Source organism: Rhodoblastus acidophilus, assembly GCF_025961575.1.
Taxonomy (GTDB): domain Bacteria; phylum Pseudomonadota; class Alphaproteobacteria; order Rhizobiales; family Beijerinckiaceae; genus Rhodoblastus; species Rhodoblastus acidophilus_C.
The window spans coordinates 90,851-106,062 of the sequence record NZ_JAOQNX010000010.1; the positions used below are offsets into that span (position 1 = coordinate 90,851).

Sequence of the window (15,212 nt, forward strand, 5' to 3'; positions counted from 1 at the left end):
GCGCGCGGCGGCGGCAAAAGCCGTGGCGAACCGCGGGGCGGTCGCCTTCACTTGAACTTGTAGTGATCGGCGTTCAAAGCGGCGACAATGGCGGCGATCTCGCCGGGGTCGAGCCGGGCGCCGGCCGCGCCGACGCAGCGCGCCACTTGCCGCTTCAGCCCGTCCAGGGAGGTCACCTTGAGATTGGGGCGGGAGAAGAATTTCGCGGGATCGCCGTCCGGCGCCCGGGACGCGTGGCATTCGCCGTTGCAGCCGTTCTCCGCCATCAGCTTGCGGCCGAGCGCGAGGTTTTGGTCGTCGTCGCCGGCGAAAGCGGGCGTGGTTGCGGCCAGCAGGGTCAAAAGCGCCAGATGACGAAATCCCATGTCCTCACTCCTTCGTGTTTGCTTAGCGAGATCGTGGCGAAAGCCTGCCTCGCCAAGGGTGAAAAAACTCACAGCGCATATTTGATCAGGGTCAGCGCCGTGACGCTGATGAAGGTCGAGGCGAACAGGCCGAGCGCCAGCGGACGCAGGCCCGCCTTGAACACATGGCGCAGATTGGTGTGCAGGCCCATCGCCGCCATGGCCATCGACAGCAGGAACACCGTGGCGCCGCGGATCGGGCCGCTGATTTCGGCGGGAATGGCGATCACGCTGTTGAGCGCCGCCAAAGCGAGAAAGCCGACCAGGAACCAGGGGAAGGGCGGTTTGCCGCGTTCGCCGTCGCCGACGAGGTTGAGGCGGGCATAGATTTCGCCGAGCAGGATGATCACCGGCGCCATCATGGCGACGCGGGTCAGTTTGGCGATCGTTCCGATCTGCAGGGCTTCCGGGCCGCCCTGGCCCGCGGCGAACACGGCTTGCGCCACCTCGTGCACCGAGGCGCCCGCCCACAGGCCGAATTGGGCCTGCGACAGATGCAGCACGCCGGCGAGCGCGGGATAGAGGAACATGGCGATCGTGCCGAACAGGGTGACGCCCGCCACCGCATAGGCCGCGTCGTCGTCCTCGCCGCCGGTCGCCGCCTTGGCCGCGACGATCGCCGAGGCGCCGCAGATCGACGTGCCCACGCCGATGAGAAGGGCGACGCCGCGCGGGACGCCGATGAGACGCCCGACCAGCAGGGTGGCGAGCAGGGTGGCGACGAGCGCAAAGGCGATGATCGAGACCCCGCCGACGCCGACCTCCATCGCCTGCTGCGCGGTGATCTGCAGGCCGATCAGGACGATGGACAGCCGCAGGATGCGGCGCAGCGAGAAATTCACGCCCTCGCTGGTTCCGGCGATGTTTCCTATGGTGTTGTGGAGCAGCGCGCCGATCAGCACGGCGAGGATCATCGGGCTGAGCGCGGCGACGCCGGGGAGGAGCCGCAGCGCATAGGCGCTGGCGGCGATGCCGGCCGTCAGCGCGAGGCCGGGGGCCAGGGTGAGCAGCGGGTGTTTTCGGTCGACGGCAGGAAGTGTGGTTGTCGCGGTCATTGCATGTCCATTCGAATAAATTTTATCTCGCCGCCCTTATCGGTCAGGTGACTTATTCGATCCAACGCATATTGTCTGTGGGAACATTCGATTTTGTTGATGAGGGGTGACGCGTTTGCGAAATGCGTGGCGGCGTGCGATCAGTGACCCTCCTTGGACCGGAGGCTCGATGTGATCGGCCGCGCGCATTTCTTCCGCCTGACGCCGGGCGACGCCGACCGTTACGCCGACCATTTGTTGCGGCTGGATGAGGACGACCGCCGGTTGCGGTTTTTCAGGGACGCGCCGGAATTCATGATCGTCATGCATGCCGGGGCGGCGGCGTGTGATGGGCGCGTTGCGTTTGGCTGGGAGGAGGGCGGCGAAATTCGCGCCGCCGGCGAGCTGGTTGCAGATTCCGCGCGCGCCGGCGTCGGCGAACTCGCCTTCAGCGTCGAGAAGGACTGGCGTCGGCGGGGGCTCGGCGCCGCGCTGATGCAGGCTTTGATCGAGGCGGGGGCGCGCGCGGGTTTCGCCCGCGTGGAGCTGGAGTTTTTGCCGGAAAATCACGCCATGGCGGCGCTGGCGCGGGGATTTTCGGATGAGGTCGTCGCGCGCGACGGCCGGCTGGCGGCGACCGTCGCGCTCAAACCTGTGGTCAGTCCTGGATGATGTTCTTCAGCTTGCCGATGCCGAGCATGTTGAGCGCGGCGGATTCATAGAAGGGCTCGCTTTCGCCTTTTCGCATCTTGCGCAAGAAGTATTTTTCGAAGCCGATCTTCGCCGCATGCACCCAGCGGCCCGAGGCCGACCAGTTGACGTTGCGCGGCGGGATTTGCGGCTGGGCGACGAAGGCGACGCCGCTGTCGCCGAAATCGGCGAGACAGACGGCGTTCCAGGTCCCCTGAAAGCGCGGCGCGCGTCCGCGCAAGATTTCGCCGATGTTGCGGGCCGTGGCGGTGACCATCGACTCGATCATGAAGCCGGTTTTCGGCACGCCGCAGGGCACGGGGGTCGGGCCCATCGGCGGAATGGCGACGCAGACGCCGACCGCGAACACTTCCGGGTAGGTCGGGTTCTGCTGGTGCTTGTCGACGATCACAAAACCGCGCGGATTGACCAGCCCGTCAATGCCGCGCAGCGGCTTGATGCCGCGAAACGCCGGGATCATCATCGAATAGCCGAAGGGCAGTTCGTGGGTCTTCTTGATCGCGCCGTCCTCGGCGATTTCCTCGACAATCATCTTGCCGCTCTCGACACTTTTCACGCGAGAACTGGTCATCCATTTGATGTGCTTTTCGCGCAATTCGCTTTCCAACAAACCCTTGGTGTCGCCGACGCCGTCGAGGCCGATATGGCCGATATAGGGCTCGGAGGTGACGAAGGTCATGGGGACGCGGTCGCGGATTTTCCGGCGGCGCAGTTCGGTCTCGAGGATGAAGGTGAATTCATAGGCCGGGCCGTAGCAGGAGGCGCCCTGGACCGCGCCTGTGATCACCGGCGCCGGATTCTTGCAAAATTCCTCGAAATCCACCTGCGCTTTTTCCGCGTGCTCGATGTGGCAGACGGATTGGGTAAAGCCGTGCGGGCCAAATCCCTCGATTTCGTCAAAGGCGAGTTCGGGGCCGGTGGCGATGATGAGATAGTCGTAATTGAGCGACGAGCCGTCCTCGAGATCGACTCTCTTGGCTTGCGGGTCGACGCCGGAGACCGGGACCGGCTTGAAGTTGATGCCGCGCCGCGAAAAGGTCGGGGCGAGGTCGATCTCGACGGATTCGCGGGTGCGCCAGCCCACCGCCACCCACGGGTTGGACGGCACGAAATGGTAGATCGGGTCCCTGGTGACCACGGTCAGCCGGTCTTCCGGCCGCATCTGGTCTTTCATTTCATAGGCCATGATGACGCCGCCGAGGCCTGCGCCCATGATCACGATTTCCGCCATGTTGTCCTCCCTGGCCGCGGCGCTTTCGCCGTCTTGCCGTAGAATTAGTATATTCGAATTTATGCTAATGTCGAGGGCGGGAGGCCTCCGCATTTTCGAGCGAAGTGGATGCCGGTTCGCGTGAAGACAATGCGTCAAACCAAAGAACGAGAGCGCATTGGCGTTCGCGCCTGGCTCGCGGCGGTTTGCCGCGGTTCTGGGCTCCGTCGTGATCTTTGCAGACGCGCATAGTCCGAAAAATAATCAGATATTCTGTTATATTGTTTTATTTGGCGGACGCGCTATGACGGTCCTGTGCGATGAACGGATCATGGAGGGCGGAATGAAAGTCGTTGCAGCTTTGCTCTGGATCATCCTGGGCGCCACGCTGGCGGGCGTCGGCCTCGCCATCGTTCTCGCCACGCCGCAGCTCGCCGCGCAATCGATGAAATACATCCCCTGGGCGGCGCTCGCGGGCTTCGTGCTCGCCATCCCCTTCTCGGTCCTGCTGGCGTCCAGGCTCAAACTGCCCAAGGCCTGAGCGTGTGGCGCCGGCGCGGCTTCTCGGCTATGGTCGGCGCTCGCTTCTCAGGACCTTTCGATGACGCTGGAGCAGTTGCGCATTTTCGTCGCTGTCGCCGAGCGTGAGCACGTCACCCAGGCCGCGCAGGCGCTGCATCTGACGCAATCCGCGGTGTCCTCCGCCATCTCCGCGCTGGAATCGCGCCATGACGTCATCCTGTTCAAGCGGATCGGCCGCCGCGTCGCTTTGACGGAAGCAGGAAAGCTGTTTCTCTGCGAGGCGCAGGCTCTGTTGCGCGCCGGCCTGCGCGCCGAACGGTTTTTGGACGATTTGGGCGGCGTCGCTCTGGGCGCGGTCGCCGTCGCCGCCAGCCAGACCATCGGCAATTATTGGCTGCCGCCGCGGCTCGCGCGATTCAAGGCGTCCCATCCCGGCGTTTGCGTGCGCCTGTCGATCGGCAACACCGAGGAGGTGGCGAAGCTGACGGCTTCAGGCGACATCGATTTCGGCCTGGTCGAAGGTGAGGTCGTCCATGATCTGCTCGAGGTCGAGATGATCGACCACGACGACCCCGTGACGGTGGCCGCGCCTGAAATGGCCGCGCGCGTCGAATCCGGCGCGCTGTCGCTCGCCGGGGCGGACTGGGTGGCGCGCGAAAAAGGGTCGGGCACCCGCGCCGCCTTCGAACAGGCTTTGCGCCAATTGGCGCCGGAGGCCGCGCTGGCCGCGCCGGCGCTGGAATTGCCGTCGAACGAGGCGGTGCTGTCGGCGGTCGCCGCCGGGGCCGGTCTGACCGTGGTGTCGCGTCTGGTCGCCGCGCCCTATCTGCAATCGGGCGCGCTGCGGCAATTGCCCGGCGCGCTGCCGCGGCGGCCGTTCTTCGCGCTGACGCATAAGCAGATATATCAGTCGCGGCCGGCGCTGGCCTTGCTTGCGGCGTGTCGGCCGGGGGATGCTGTGGCTTCGGCGCGGGCGGGAAATAACTGAGTTAGGGACGAACCCCTCATCCGGCGCGCTGCCGCGCGCCACCTTCTCCCGCAAGGGGAGAAGGGAGGCGCTTCCGGCGCTTTTCTTAAATCTTCGGGCCGCGCGCGACGCGTTCGATTTCTGCGCGCACCAGACGCTCCACCACATTGGGCAGGTTGTCGTCGAGCCAGGTCTTGATCAGCGGGCGCAAGATTTCGCGGGTCATGCGCTCGACCAGCTCGGGATCGCGCAGCAACGCCGATTCGGCCAGGGCTTCGAAGGCCGCGCCGACCTTCAGGCCGCTGCGCTCCGAGAGCATGGCGGGTTCGACGCGGTCGAGGTGCGCCGGCGGAAGGATGGCGCGCGGCGCGGCTGCGACGGGCCTGACGGGTTCGACCGGGGGAATGTCCGCGCCGGAGTCCGGTTCGACCACAGGCGCGACGACGGGCTCTGGGGCCGGGGAGTCCACGGGCTCGGCCGACGCCGGCGTGGCGACCACGGGGGCGGGCGCAAAACCGGCCGGCGGCGCGACCGAGGCCTTGAAGCTCAGCGGCGGGACTTTGAAGTCTCCCGATTCGAAACTGATCGAGGCGCTTGGGGCCGGCGTGGGCTCCGGGACGACCGGGGGCGCGGGCTGCGGCGCTGGCGCTTCGGTTTGGACCTCGTGATCCTGGGGCGGATCGGCGAGCGACGGCCGCAAGTCCAAAGGCGCGGGGGCGGGCGCGGGCTCGATCCGCGCGCGCGGCGGCGTCAGGCTCGAGGGCAATTCGTCGAGCCTTTGGGCGAGTTCGCGCAGGCTGGGGATCGGCGGCGGCTTCAGCGGCGCGCGCGTCGCCAAAACCGGCGCGGTGGGGACTGGCGCGCTCGGGACGGGCGGAGTGACGGCGACCGGCGGCGCCACAGCGGCGAGCGGCGGCGGTTCATGACGCGCGGGCGGCTCGTTGTGGACCGGCGGAGGGGCCGGCTCCGGCTCTTTCGCGGGGGCGGCGCGCCGGCTCAACGGCAGCGCGTCGTCGTCGGCGATGATTTTCCGGATGGAGGCGAGAATATCCTCCATCGAGGGCTCATGGGCCTTCTGTTCCGCTTGCAGGCTGGTCTGATTGGCGTTGTTTGCGTTCATGGGGTTCAGACGCTCGCAAGGCTCCGATGACCGCGCCGGACCGGCGCAGAGAAATGTCTGCGCCCTGACCGACCCGGGCGCGCGACTCCTGTGAGAGCCGCGCTGCTAAAATGCGCCGCCGTTTTTTTCGGCGCAAGCCTAATCCCGCAGCGGTCCTCAGTTTTCCGAGCGAAACGCGGTCAGCTGCCGTCGGAGGCGGTGAGGCCGATGAAGCGATTCTTGGTGCGCTCGTAATGGTCGCCCGGATCATAGGCGGGCGCGTTCAAGCCGAGCGTGTTGGCGGACAGCCGGCCGATCTGCGCCAGCACCGCATAGGAGGCGACGACGCGGTCGCGCTGGGCGGACACCAGCTGCACCCGGGTGTTGAGCAGGGTCTGCTGGGCGTTGAGCACGTCGAGCGTGGTGCGCTGGCCGACCTTGGCCTCTTCGCGCACGCCGTTGAGCGCCACTTCCGCCGCCTTGACCGCGGCCTGGAAGGCGATGATCGCCGCCTTGGCCGACTGGAGCTGGCCCCAGGTGGTCGAAATGCCGGCGCGCACGTTGACGCGCTGCGAATCCGCCAGAAGCCGGGCCTGGCCGAGCTTTTCCTTGTATTGGCGGATCGTGGCGTATTCCTGGCCGCCCTGGTAGAGCGGGACGTTGAGCACGCCGACCACGGAAGCCGTGTTGATGTTGTAATTGGGCACGCCGGTGCTGTCGACCGAGCGCGACACCGTTCCTTGCACGCCGACCGTCGGCAGCAGCGCGCCCTCGGCGGTCTTGACCGCGGATTCCGCGGCGTCGACCTGATGCAGCGCCGAGGTGATCTGCGGATTCTCTTCGAGCCCGATGGCGATCGCCGCCGCCGGGGTCTTGGGCAGCAGGCGCTCGACGGGCTGCGCCGGCGCGAGATTCTTGGGGTCGACGCCGATCTGCTGGCGGAATGTGGCGACGCTTCTTTCGAGATTCGCCTGGGCGACGGCGTAATCGGCGCGGCCGGTGGCCAGCGAGGATTCCGCCTGGGCGACGTCGGTGCGCGTCACCTCGCCGACCTGGAAGCGGTCGCGCGTCTGTTGCAACTGGACCTGCAACACGCTGATGTTGTTGCGCCGAAGGCCGAGCACCGCCGTGTCGCGCAGCACGTCCATATAGGCGGTCGCCGCCGATTGCAGCGTGCTGATCTCCTGGCTGCGCAAGGCTTCGCGCTGCGCCAGCACGCCGGATTCGGCGCCGCTGACCCGGTTCGCGGTCTGGTTGCCGTCGAACAGCGTCTGGCTCACCGTGGCGCCGATCTGGCCGGGATTGGTCGTCGCTTTTTGCGTCTGGGTCAGGGCGCCGGGATAGCCGGTGCTCTCCGTATATTGGTGGCCCGCCTGGCCCGAGACCGACGCCTTGGGCAGCCAGCCCGACTTGGCGATCGGCACGTTTTCGTCGGCCGCGCGCGTCGCCGCGCGTTGCTGGTTGATGTCGGGGTTGTTGCGGTAGGCCCGCGCCAATGCGCTGGACATGGTCTCCGCCGCCGCCGGACCGGCTTGCATCAACGCCAGAAGCGCGACGCCCGCCAGCAAGCGCGAATAAGAAACGCCAATCACCAGCACACTCCTAGATTTCCTCGCATAGAGGGCCAAAGCCCTGAAGATGCGAAATATTCGAATTCACGAATAACCTCACGCCGGACATAGAGTATGGTTGTCCAGATGTCGCAAAGAGGCAAGCCTCGACGGGCGCCGACTCAGGGTCCGCATTGCGAATTCCCGATCCTGCGTCCGAAATGCCACAGCGTTTCAGAACACGAAAGCCGGCGGCGCCGCCAGCGCCGGCAGCGGCGCCGCCGAGGCCGAAAACAGCGCGCGCGGCGCCTGCGCGCGGACGAACAAAGTGGCGAGGCCCGTGCGCGCGCCTGGCGCGTCGCCGATGATCGCCACCATGCGGCCGCCCGAGGCGAGTTGGTCGGCGAGCGCGTCGAGCGCGCCGGTGACCACGCCGTCGACCACGATCAGATCGAAGGGTTTTTGCGCCGGGGCGCCCGCGCCGAGCGGGCCGGTGACCGCCTTGGCGTTGGCGAGGCCGAGACGGGCGAAATTCGCCTGCGCCTTGGCGGTGAGCGCGGCGTCCTCGTCGAGGCTGACGACCTCCGCCGCCAGGCCGGCGATGAGGGCCGCCGCATAGCCGGAGGCCCCGCCGACCACCAGCGCGCGGTCGGCGCCGTGGACGCCGGCCTCCTTGAGCAGGCGTCCCAGGATCAGCGGCGCGGTCAGTTCGCGCGGGGCCGCGCCGGTGACGAGCACCCGGGCGTCCGAATAGGCCAGCGACGCATAGGTTTCGTCGACGAAAATTTCGCGGGGGACGGCCTTCATCCGCGCCTGCACGGCGAGATCGCTGACGTCGAAGGTGCGAATCTGGCGCTCGACCATGGTTTCGCGCAGGGCGGCGAACGAATCTTCCGGAGTCGCAAGCGTTTCGGACATGGGCGCCCTCAGAACGGCCGGGGGTCCCGGCGCAGGATGGATCACGCGGCTCTTATAGTTGGCCCGTCCCCGGCTGTCCAGAATCGTGGCCGCGGCGCGGGCGATTGCCGCCGCGCCGCGGCCTCGCTAAGCTTGCGCCCGAACACGCGATGCTGTCGCGCGTGTCGCGAAACCATCGCAATCATCCTGAAACATCGCCGAGAGACCCTCTGGAGCCCGCTGGAATGAACGATTCGCCCACCGAACATCTTGAACACGCCGAACACGCCCAGCACGTGGCGCATCTGGGCGACGATTTCTTGACCACCGTCTCGGTGTCCATCGCCATCCTCGCCGTGATCGCCGCCACCGTCGGCAGCCTGGAGACCATGGAGACGGCCAAGGCCTTCGCCGAAAAGAATGGCGCGGTGCTGGAGCAGAGCAAGGCGTCGGACGCCTGGGCCTTCTATCAGGCCAAGAGCGTCAAGCAGAACATTTACGCCCTTGCCGCGGAACAGTCGGGCAAGAGCGAATATGCCGACAAGGCGCGCCGCTATGATGGCGAGCAGAAGGAGATCGAGAAGACCGCGCGCGAGCATGAGCACAAGGCGCAAGAATCTTTGGAGTCCAGCGAGCACCACGAGCATCGCCATCACGTGCTGACCGTGGCCGTGACCCTGCTGCATGTCTCGATCGCCATCGCCACCATCGCCATTATCGTGCGCGGGCGCCGCTGGCCCTGGTATTGCGCGCTGGCGCTCGGCGCGGCGGGGTCGGTTGCGGCTTTTTACGCTTACATTTGAGCGGCTTGGGGGCGTCGGCGCGAAATGACGTGTGGTTCGGCGCTTTTTCCCTTAAAGGTGGGGCTCCGGGCTGCGCCTCCGCGACGGCGCGTCCGGGCCCCGGGCGCCCTGGCGCCGCCAATTGAGAGGCCGAATGTCCGTCTTCCAACTGCATCTGGTGAAACCCTCGCATTACGACGACGATGGCTATGTGGTGCAATGGCTGCGCTCCGCCATTCCCTCCAATTCCCTGGCGGCGCTGCACGCCATCGCCCAGGATTGCGCGGCTCGGCGGGCGTTGGGACCTGAGGTCGACATTCAGGTTTTTGTCTATGACGAGACCAATACGCGGATCGTGCCGGAAGAGATCGCCGCGCGGATCGCGGCGGCCGGGGCCGGGCTGGTCTGTCTGACCGGGGTGCAGTCCAATCAGTTTCCGCGCGCGCTCGATCTCGCCCGGCGGTTTCGCGCCGCCCAGGCCGGGGTGGCGATCGGCGGGTTCCATGTGTCCGGCAGCATCGCCATGCTGCCCGAGTTGACCCCGGAACTGGGCGAGGCGCAGGAGATGGGCTGCGCGCTTTACGCGGGCGAGGTCGAGGGGCGGTTCGACGAATTGCTTCAGGACGCGCATGGCGGGCGGATGAAGCCGCTCTACGATTTCCTCAAGGATCTGCCGGCGCTGGAGGGCGCGCCCTTTCCGCTGCTGCCCGCGGAAATCATCGCCGGCACCACCGGCGCCGTCACCTCGTTCGACGCCGGGCGCGGCTGTCCGTTCCAATGTTCGTTCTGCACCATCATCAATGTGCAGGGCCGCAAATCGCGCCATCGCTCGGCCGACGATGTCGAGGCGATCATCCGCGCCAATCTGGCGCAAGGCGTCGACAGCTTCTTCATCACCGACGACAATTTCGCCCGCAATCGCAACTGGGAATCGATTTTCGACCGGTTGATCGCCCTGCGCGAGGGCGAGGGGCTGCATTTCACCTTCATCATCCAGATCGACACGCTCAGCCATCGCATTGAGAATTTCATCGAAAAGGCCGGGCGCGCCGGGGTCAAGCGCGTGTTCATCGGGTTGGAGAACATCAATCCCGACAATCTCGCCGAGGTGAAGAAAAAGCAGAACCGCATCGCCGAATATCGCGACATGCTGCTCGCCTGGAAGCGCGCGGGATGTTTCACTTATGCCGGCTATATCTTGGGTTTTCCCAACGACACGCCGGAAAGCATCCGGCGCGACATCGCCATCATCCAGCGCGAGTTGCCGCTCGACATTCTGGAGTTCTTCTGTCTGACGCCGCTGCCCGGGTCGGAAGACCATCAGCGTCTCGTCGCCAAGGGCGTGTGGATCGATCCCGACCTCAACAAATACGACCTCGAACATGTGGTGACCGGGCATCCCCGCATGTCCCAGGCGCAATGGGAGGGGATTTATCAGGAGGCCTGGGACCTCTATTACACGCCGCGCCACATGCGCACGATCATGCGCCGCGCCGCCGCCAATGGGGTTTCCGCCGGCCACGCCATGTTTCTGGCCTTGTGGTTCTGGGGCTGCGTCAAGCTCGAAAAAGTTCATCCGCTGCAGGGCGGCTATTTCCGGCGCAAGCGGCGGAGGGATCGCCGGCCGGGGATGCCGCTGGAAAACCCGCTGCTGTTCTATCCGCGCTATGCCGCCGAACTCGTCCTCAATCATCTGCGCCTCGGCGCGATGGCGGCGCGACTGGGCGTGTTCCGGCTCTGGCTGAAGCGCAACAAGGCGCAGGCCGCCGCCTATATGGATCAGGCGCTGACGCCGCAGACCCAGGCCGATCTCGACGATCTCGACCTGTTCCAGCACAATGAATCCTCGCGCGCGGCCGGGGAAAAAGCCAAGGAGAAGGCCGCGCGCAAGGCCGCGGCGAGCGTGTGAGGGTTTTTCAGCCGCCTAAAAACCCGTGGGCCGCCCCCGCCCTTCGAGACGGCGCTTTCGCGCCTCCTCAGGGTGAGGGCTACCCATGCTCACTCATCCGCGACCTTGGATTGAACCAGCACGCCGCTCCAGCCTAGGCCGCGGTAGGTTTCATAGCCGGGCGTCGCCGCATAGCCGACCGTATTGCCTTGGCTGTCGACATAAGCGCCGCTCGCCTCGTTTTTTGGCAGCGGAAAACTTTCGGTGAGGATGCCCCGCCGGTCGGAGGCGGCGAGAATGCGATGGCGGCTGTCGACCAGCAGGCAGCGCGTCCGGCTCTTTTCCTCGGGTTCGAGCCGCACCGACTCCACCACGGTCTGCGACTGCGCCTCCCAGTCGAAGAAAATGCCGAGCGCCCCGAGCGGTTCTCCATGGGCGTCGCCGCCCTTGCGAATGCTGGCGGCGTAGGTCGCAACCATTTTGTTGTCGAGCGTCGGGTTGCGCTCGATATCGGCGACGACGAATTCGTCGCCCGACGATGTCCGCATCGCATCGCGAAACCATTGCTCCTGCGCCACGGAACCGCCGCGCGCCCTGGGATAGCGATCCGGGCGGCCGTTGGCGACGATCATGCCGTTCCGGTCGACGATCCAGAGATCGAGATAGACGGTATAGGCCTTCAGAATGACGCCGAGCCGGGAGGAGGCGAAGCGCGTCTGTGTTTCCGAAGGGGTGCCGAGGCAATCCACGACGGCCGAGTCCGTCGCCCACCAGCGCACGTCACAGGACCTTTCGTAGAGATTGCGGTCGATGATCTCGATCATGTTCAAGGCGAGGTCTGTCAGGCGCCTGCCGCGAATATTGGCGACAAGTCCATTGCCGAGACGGTCGAGATCGGCCACCTTCTCATTGAGCTCCTTGGTCAGGTCCTGAGTAATTCCCGCGATTTGTTGCGATACAGATTTGACCTCCTGGGCGACGACAGCGAAGCCTTTGCCATATTGACCCGCGCGCGCCGCTTCGATCTCTGCGTTAAGCGCGAGTATTTTTGTTGCTCCAGTTACGTGCTGGATCTGCTTCACCTTCGATGTCGCCAAAGTAGAAATCGAATGGGAGAGATTGAGTATGCGCTCCGGCATGGCATTCCTGACAGTAAACCTGATGACGTAGACAGATGAGCGCATTCCGTTAATCTTTTATGTACCCCGCGCGCGGCGGCGCGCGGCGCGGTTGATCTGGCCGGCGCCGCCCAAAGGTTCGTTCGGACGGATTTGGCGGGATTTTCCGGCTCGAGCGCTGATTTGCGTCGATTTTCAACGGGTTTTGCGGCCGCGTGCGGCAAAAAATGCTGTCGCTGAGGTCGCCGCATCCGAGGGTGCTGGCGCGCGCGGCTTTTGGTCGCGGTCACTTCTTCCGCCGAGCCATGAAAAAAGTGAAATCTTTTTACACGACGCTCAAGGCGGCGATGCTTCGGGGGCGCAAGTCAATCCTGGTCGAAAAAAAGGGGCCGCGAATGTCGCGGCCCCGAAAAAATCAGGCTTGCTGGATCGCCGACAATTGCCAATCCGCGGGCGAGCCGCCGGGGCGGCGAACAAAGGTCCAGACTTCGGTCGCGACCTCCGGTTTCGCCGGATCGCCCGAGACGATCCTGCCGGTGGCGCGCTCGACCATCGTGTCGACCAGCGAGAACCGCATGGCCACGCTGGCATATTCAGCGTTGGGCTCGCGCCAGGCTTCCGAAAGGTCGCCCTGCAAAAGCTTGACGTCCGAGATTTTGTTGACCTGGCCTCTTCTGGCGGTCTCGCCGAGCTCCTCGGCGAAATAGGAGGCCATTTCCGGCGTCGCCACAGCGCGCAGGGCCGCCATGTCCTCGGCGCTATAGGCGCTCTGGATCAGGCCCAGGCGCTGTTCGAAGGCGTTTAAATCCGCCGGGCCGATGTCGAGTTTCGCCGGTTTTGGCGCGCCGCCGGAGCTTGGGATGCCGCCGGCGCCTGGGAAACCTCCAAAACCGTTGTTCTGCGCAGCGACGCTTTCAAATGCGGCGCCTTGAGCCGCGGGCTGGCGCCGGCGCAGAAAACCCATGACCACTTTGAACAGCAGGAACAGCAGGCCGATCTGGAGCACGAGGCCGAGAATGGAGGAGAGGCCGCCGAGCCCGCCGCCAAAGCCATTGCCGAGCAGCAAGCCGATCAGCCCCGCGCCGACCAGGCCGCCGAGCAGGCCGCGGCCGAACCCGCCGGACATGAAGCCGCCGGGTTTCATGCCCGGCGCGCCCGTCTGCGCCATGCCGGGCGACGGGGCGGTGGCCGAACGTTCGATCGGCGCGGCCGGGCGCGGCGCCGTCGTGGTCGGCGCCGGGGCGCTGTAGGTGCGCGCGCCGCGGCTGCCCATGGAGCCGCCAGCGCCCGGCTTGGCGAAACTGTCGGCGGAAAAGCCAAGGGCGACCAGCGCGGCCAGAGTGTAAATCAATGTTTTTTGGCGCATGGCCATGGATGAATCCTGAGGTTGCGCGAGCGCGTCGCCGCCCGCATGGCCTTATATTGGTTATCTCGGGGGAAAGTGCAAAGGCGCCGGCCCCGATCAGAGCCGGCGAATTTGATCGTTGCAGGCGACAGGCTGATGAAGATTGGTCGCTCTCAATCGAAGGAGTTTGCCTCTGGCGCTGCGCCGGGCCGGGAGGCCGAAAAGCTGGCGTGGTGCGCTGCTTCCCGGCGTGGATGGCCGGGACGACGCCCGGCCATGACGACATCGGGGTGCGGCGTCTGTAAGAAACGCGCGTATTTGTGGAGGCCATCGGGATGAGCGTGAGCAAGCTTCAGCTTGCGTGCGCGTTGTCATCACGTCATATTCAAGCCTTGCATTTGAATTCGCTTGTGAAATGGAATGACTGCACGCAAAAGCGTCCTCGCAAGGGAGCAGCAAGATGTTTTTTGCATCTCATGAGCCGAGACATCCTGAGGGCGAAACAAGCCGATGGCGCGGCAGAGTTTTTTATTATCTGTGTCTCATTCTGTTCTTTGCGAGCGTTGTTTTCATGCCTCATGTCCAGTTCTACCTGTTCGGTCCGCTTCCCGCGCCGGGTGTCTTGGCCGGCGCGCCCCACGCCCAGCGACACTGAAACAGGAGACATGAGCCTGTGAACGATCCCGCCAAGCCCGTGATCTCCATGAATGCAGAGCAGGTCGCGGATCTGTTCGCCACCGTCGCGGGCGCGATCGTCGGCGGAATCTGTTTGTCGGTGCTGGGCTTGCAGCCTGTCAGCGCGACCGGCGCCTTGCTGCAGCAGGGCATGATCTATGCCGACAACACCAGGGCGACCGCTTTTCCCGACTTGTCCGGCATTGGCGTCAATGCGGCGCAAGCCGTCGTCATGGGGCGGTTTTTTGTGCTTCTGTGCTCCCTGATCTGCGGGACGATGATCGGGCGCTTTCTCGTCAAAAACGCGCGACTCCAAAAATTTTCCGGGTCCGTCATCGTTGTTTTCTACATTATCGGCATTGCGACGCTCTCTTATGAATATTTCCTGGTGCAGAATTTTTCCCAGTTCGGGCGCGCGGCCATCGGCAGCCTGTTCGGACTTGCCACCGGAATTCTCTGGGGCTGCATGCCGGGCGACAAGACGACGGCGAAATCGGGCCTGCTGAAACGAACCGCGCTGGGCGATGGCAAGGCGTTTTTCCAAATCCTGCTGTTCGGCGCTTTGACGGCGATCACCGTGGGGACGCTCGCCCAATTGGAGCATGGACAGACCGTGTCGATCGCGGCCTTTGTCGCCCTGGTGGTCGGGCTGGCCTATTCCTCTTATCGCGCCGCGGGCCTGTTCACCCAGGCGTGGGGCGTCGGCTCTGGCGCGACGGGCGATCCCTTGCGTCCCCAAGGCAATGTTGGCGACCTGCGCTTGCTGGATTTCTCGGTCTGGTCGGGCGTGCTGATCCTGTTGTTGACGGGGTTTTATTTTTTCGCGCAGGCTTGAGTGGTTTTGTTTTGGCGCCGCCTGTCGGGCGTTTGCCGGCGCGTTTTCTGGAAAATTCTATCTCAGGTTGAAGTCGAGTCGCGCAAAACCGCGCAAAACCGCTGCATTTGTGCAAAAAACACGCGTTTTTTGATAAAAACCGTGCGATTTTTGCGTGTACAGCCCGCGGGTTGTG

At 65.1% G+C, this 15,212-nt stretch carries 14 protein-coding genes; 6 read left to right on the forward strand and 8 right to left on the reverse strand.

The features are described 5' to 3' along the window. Nucleotides 1-47: 47 nt before the first annotated feature. Together M2320_RS09165 and M2320_RS09170 are read right to left on the reverse strand one after the other, a co-directional pair. Nucleotides 48-365: a hypothetical protein gene (locus M2320_RS09165; protein WP_264597009.1), complete on the reverse strand. Its 318-nt coding sequence runs from the start codon at nucleotides 363-365 to the stop codon at nucleotides 48-50. 68 nt (nucleotides 366-433) lie between these two features. Beyond that, entirely contained in the window at nucleotides 434-1,459 is a 1,026-nt protein-coding gene (locus M2320_RS09170; protein WP_264597010.1) for a YeiH family protein, read from the reverse strand. A 153-nt stretch (nucleotides 1,460-1,612) separates the two neighbouring features. On the opposite strand from M2320_RS09170, the gene M2320_RS09175 reads away from it, so the two are divergent. Then, nucleotides 1,613-2,110 carry a GNAT family N-acetyltransferase gene (locus M2320_RS09175; protein WP_264597011.1) on the forward strand — a complete coding sequence of 166 codons (498 nt, stop codon included), beginning with the start codon at nucleotides 1,613-1,615 and terminating at the stop codon, nucleotides 2,108-2,110. Here M2320_RS09175 and M2320_RS09180 read toward each other — a convergent pair. Then, nucleotides 2,097-3,380, reverse strand: coding sequence for an NAD(P)/FAD-dependent oxidoreductase (locus tag M2320_RS09180; protein ID WP_264597012.1), 1,284 nt, complete (start codon nucleotides 3,378-3,380; stop codon nucleotides 2,097-2,099). The genes M2320_RS09175 and M2320_RS09180 overlap by 14 nt on opposite strands. A 322-nt stretch (nucleotides 3,381-3,702) precedes the next feature. Here M2320_RS09180 and M2320_RS09185 point away from each other — a divergent pair, with 322 nt between their 5' ends. Together M2320_RS09185 and M2320_RS09190 are read left to right on the forward strand one after the other, a co-directional pair. Continuing rightward, on the forward strand, nucleotides 3,703-3,900 hold the full coding sequence (locus M2320_RS09185; protein ID WP_184427748.1) for a hypothetical protein: 198 nt from the start codon (nucleotides 3,703-3,705) through the stop codon (nucleotides 3,898-3,900). A gap of 60 nt (nucleotides 3,901-3,960) precedes the next feature. After that, the gene (locus M2320_RS09190) at nucleotides 3,961-4,869 is read left to right on the forward strand and encodes a LysR substrate-binding domain-containing protein (protein ID WP_264597013.1); all 909 of its coding nucleotides are present in this window, start codon (nucleotides 3,961-3,963) and stop codon (nucleotides 4,867-4,869) included. Nucleotides 4,870-4,954: 85 nt separating this feature from the next. On the opposite strand, the gene M2320_RS09195 is transcribed toward M2320_RS09190, so the two are convergent. From M2320_RS09195 to M2320_RS09205, 3 genes are all read right to left on the reverse strand, one after another. After that, nucleotides 4,955-5,968, reverse strand: a complete 1,014-nt coding sequence (locus M2320_RS09195) for a DUF2497 domain-containing protein (RefSeq protein ID WP_264597014.1) — start codon at nucleotides 5,966-5,968, stop codon at nucleotides 4,955-4,957. A 179-nt stretch (nucleotides 5,969-6,147) separates the two neighbouring features. Continuing rightward, nucleotides 6,148-7,539, reverse strand: a complete 1,392-nt coding sequence (locus M2320_RS09200) for a TolC family outer membrane protein (RefSeq protein WP_264597015.1) — start codon at nucleotides 7,537-7,539, stop codon at nucleotides 6,148-6,150. Nucleotides 7,540-7,731: 192 nt separating this feature from the next. After that, complete coding sequence (locus tag M2320_RS09205) at nucleotides 7,732-8,415, reverse strand: protein-L-isoaspartate O-methyltransferase family protein (protein WP_264597016.1); 684 nt, start codon at nucleotides 8,413-8,415, stop codon at nucleotides 7,732-7,734. A gap of 224 nt (nucleotides 8,416-8,639) precedes the next feature. Here M2320_RS09205 and M2320_RS09210 point away from each other — a divergent pair, with 224 nt between their 5' ends. Both M2320_RS09210 and M2320_RS09215 read left to right on the forward strand, forming a co-directional pair. Next, complete coding sequence (locus tag M2320_RS09210) at nucleotides 8,640-9,197, forward strand: DUF4337 family protein (protein ID WP_184427744.1); 558 nt, start codon at nucleotides 8,640-8,642, stop codon at nucleotides 9,195-9,197. 133 nt (nucleotides 9,198-9,330) lie between these two features. Beyond that, entirely contained in the window at nucleotides 9,331-11,085 is a 1,755-nt protein-coding gene (locus M2320_RS09215) for a B12-binding domain-containing radical SAM protein (RefSeq protein WP_264597017.1), read from the forward strand. Between the two features lie 89 nt (nucleotides 11,086-11,174). Here M2320_RS09215 and M2320_RS09220 read toward each other — a convergent pair whose 3' ends face one another. Continuing rightward, nucleotides 11,175-12,203, reverse strand: a complete 1,029-nt coding sequence (locus tag M2320_RS09220) for a methyl-accepting chemotaxis protein (protein WP_319801424.1) — start codon at nucleotides 12,201-12,203, stop codon at nucleotides 11,175-11,177. A 394-nt stretch (nucleotides 12,204-12,597) separates the two neighbouring features. Continuing rightward, the gene (locus M2320_RS09225; RefSeq protein WP_264597018.1) at nucleotides 12,598-13,554 is read right to left on the reverse strand and encodes a Tim44 domain-containing protein; all 957 of its coding nucleotides are present in this window, start codon (nucleotides 13,552-13,554) and stop codon (nucleotides 12,598-12,600) included. A 646-nt stretch (nucleotides 13,555-14,200) separates the two neighbouring features. On the opposite strand from M2320_RS09225, the gene M2320_RS09230 reads away from it, so the two are divergent. After that, on the forward strand, nucleotides 14,201-15,037 hold the full coding sequence (locus tag M2320_RS09230; RefSeq protein WP_264597019.1) for a hypothetical protein: 837 nt from the start codon (nucleotides 14,201-14,203) through the stop codon (nucleotides 15,035-15,037). The last annotated feature ends 175 nt before the right edge of the window (nucleotides 15,038-15,212 follow it).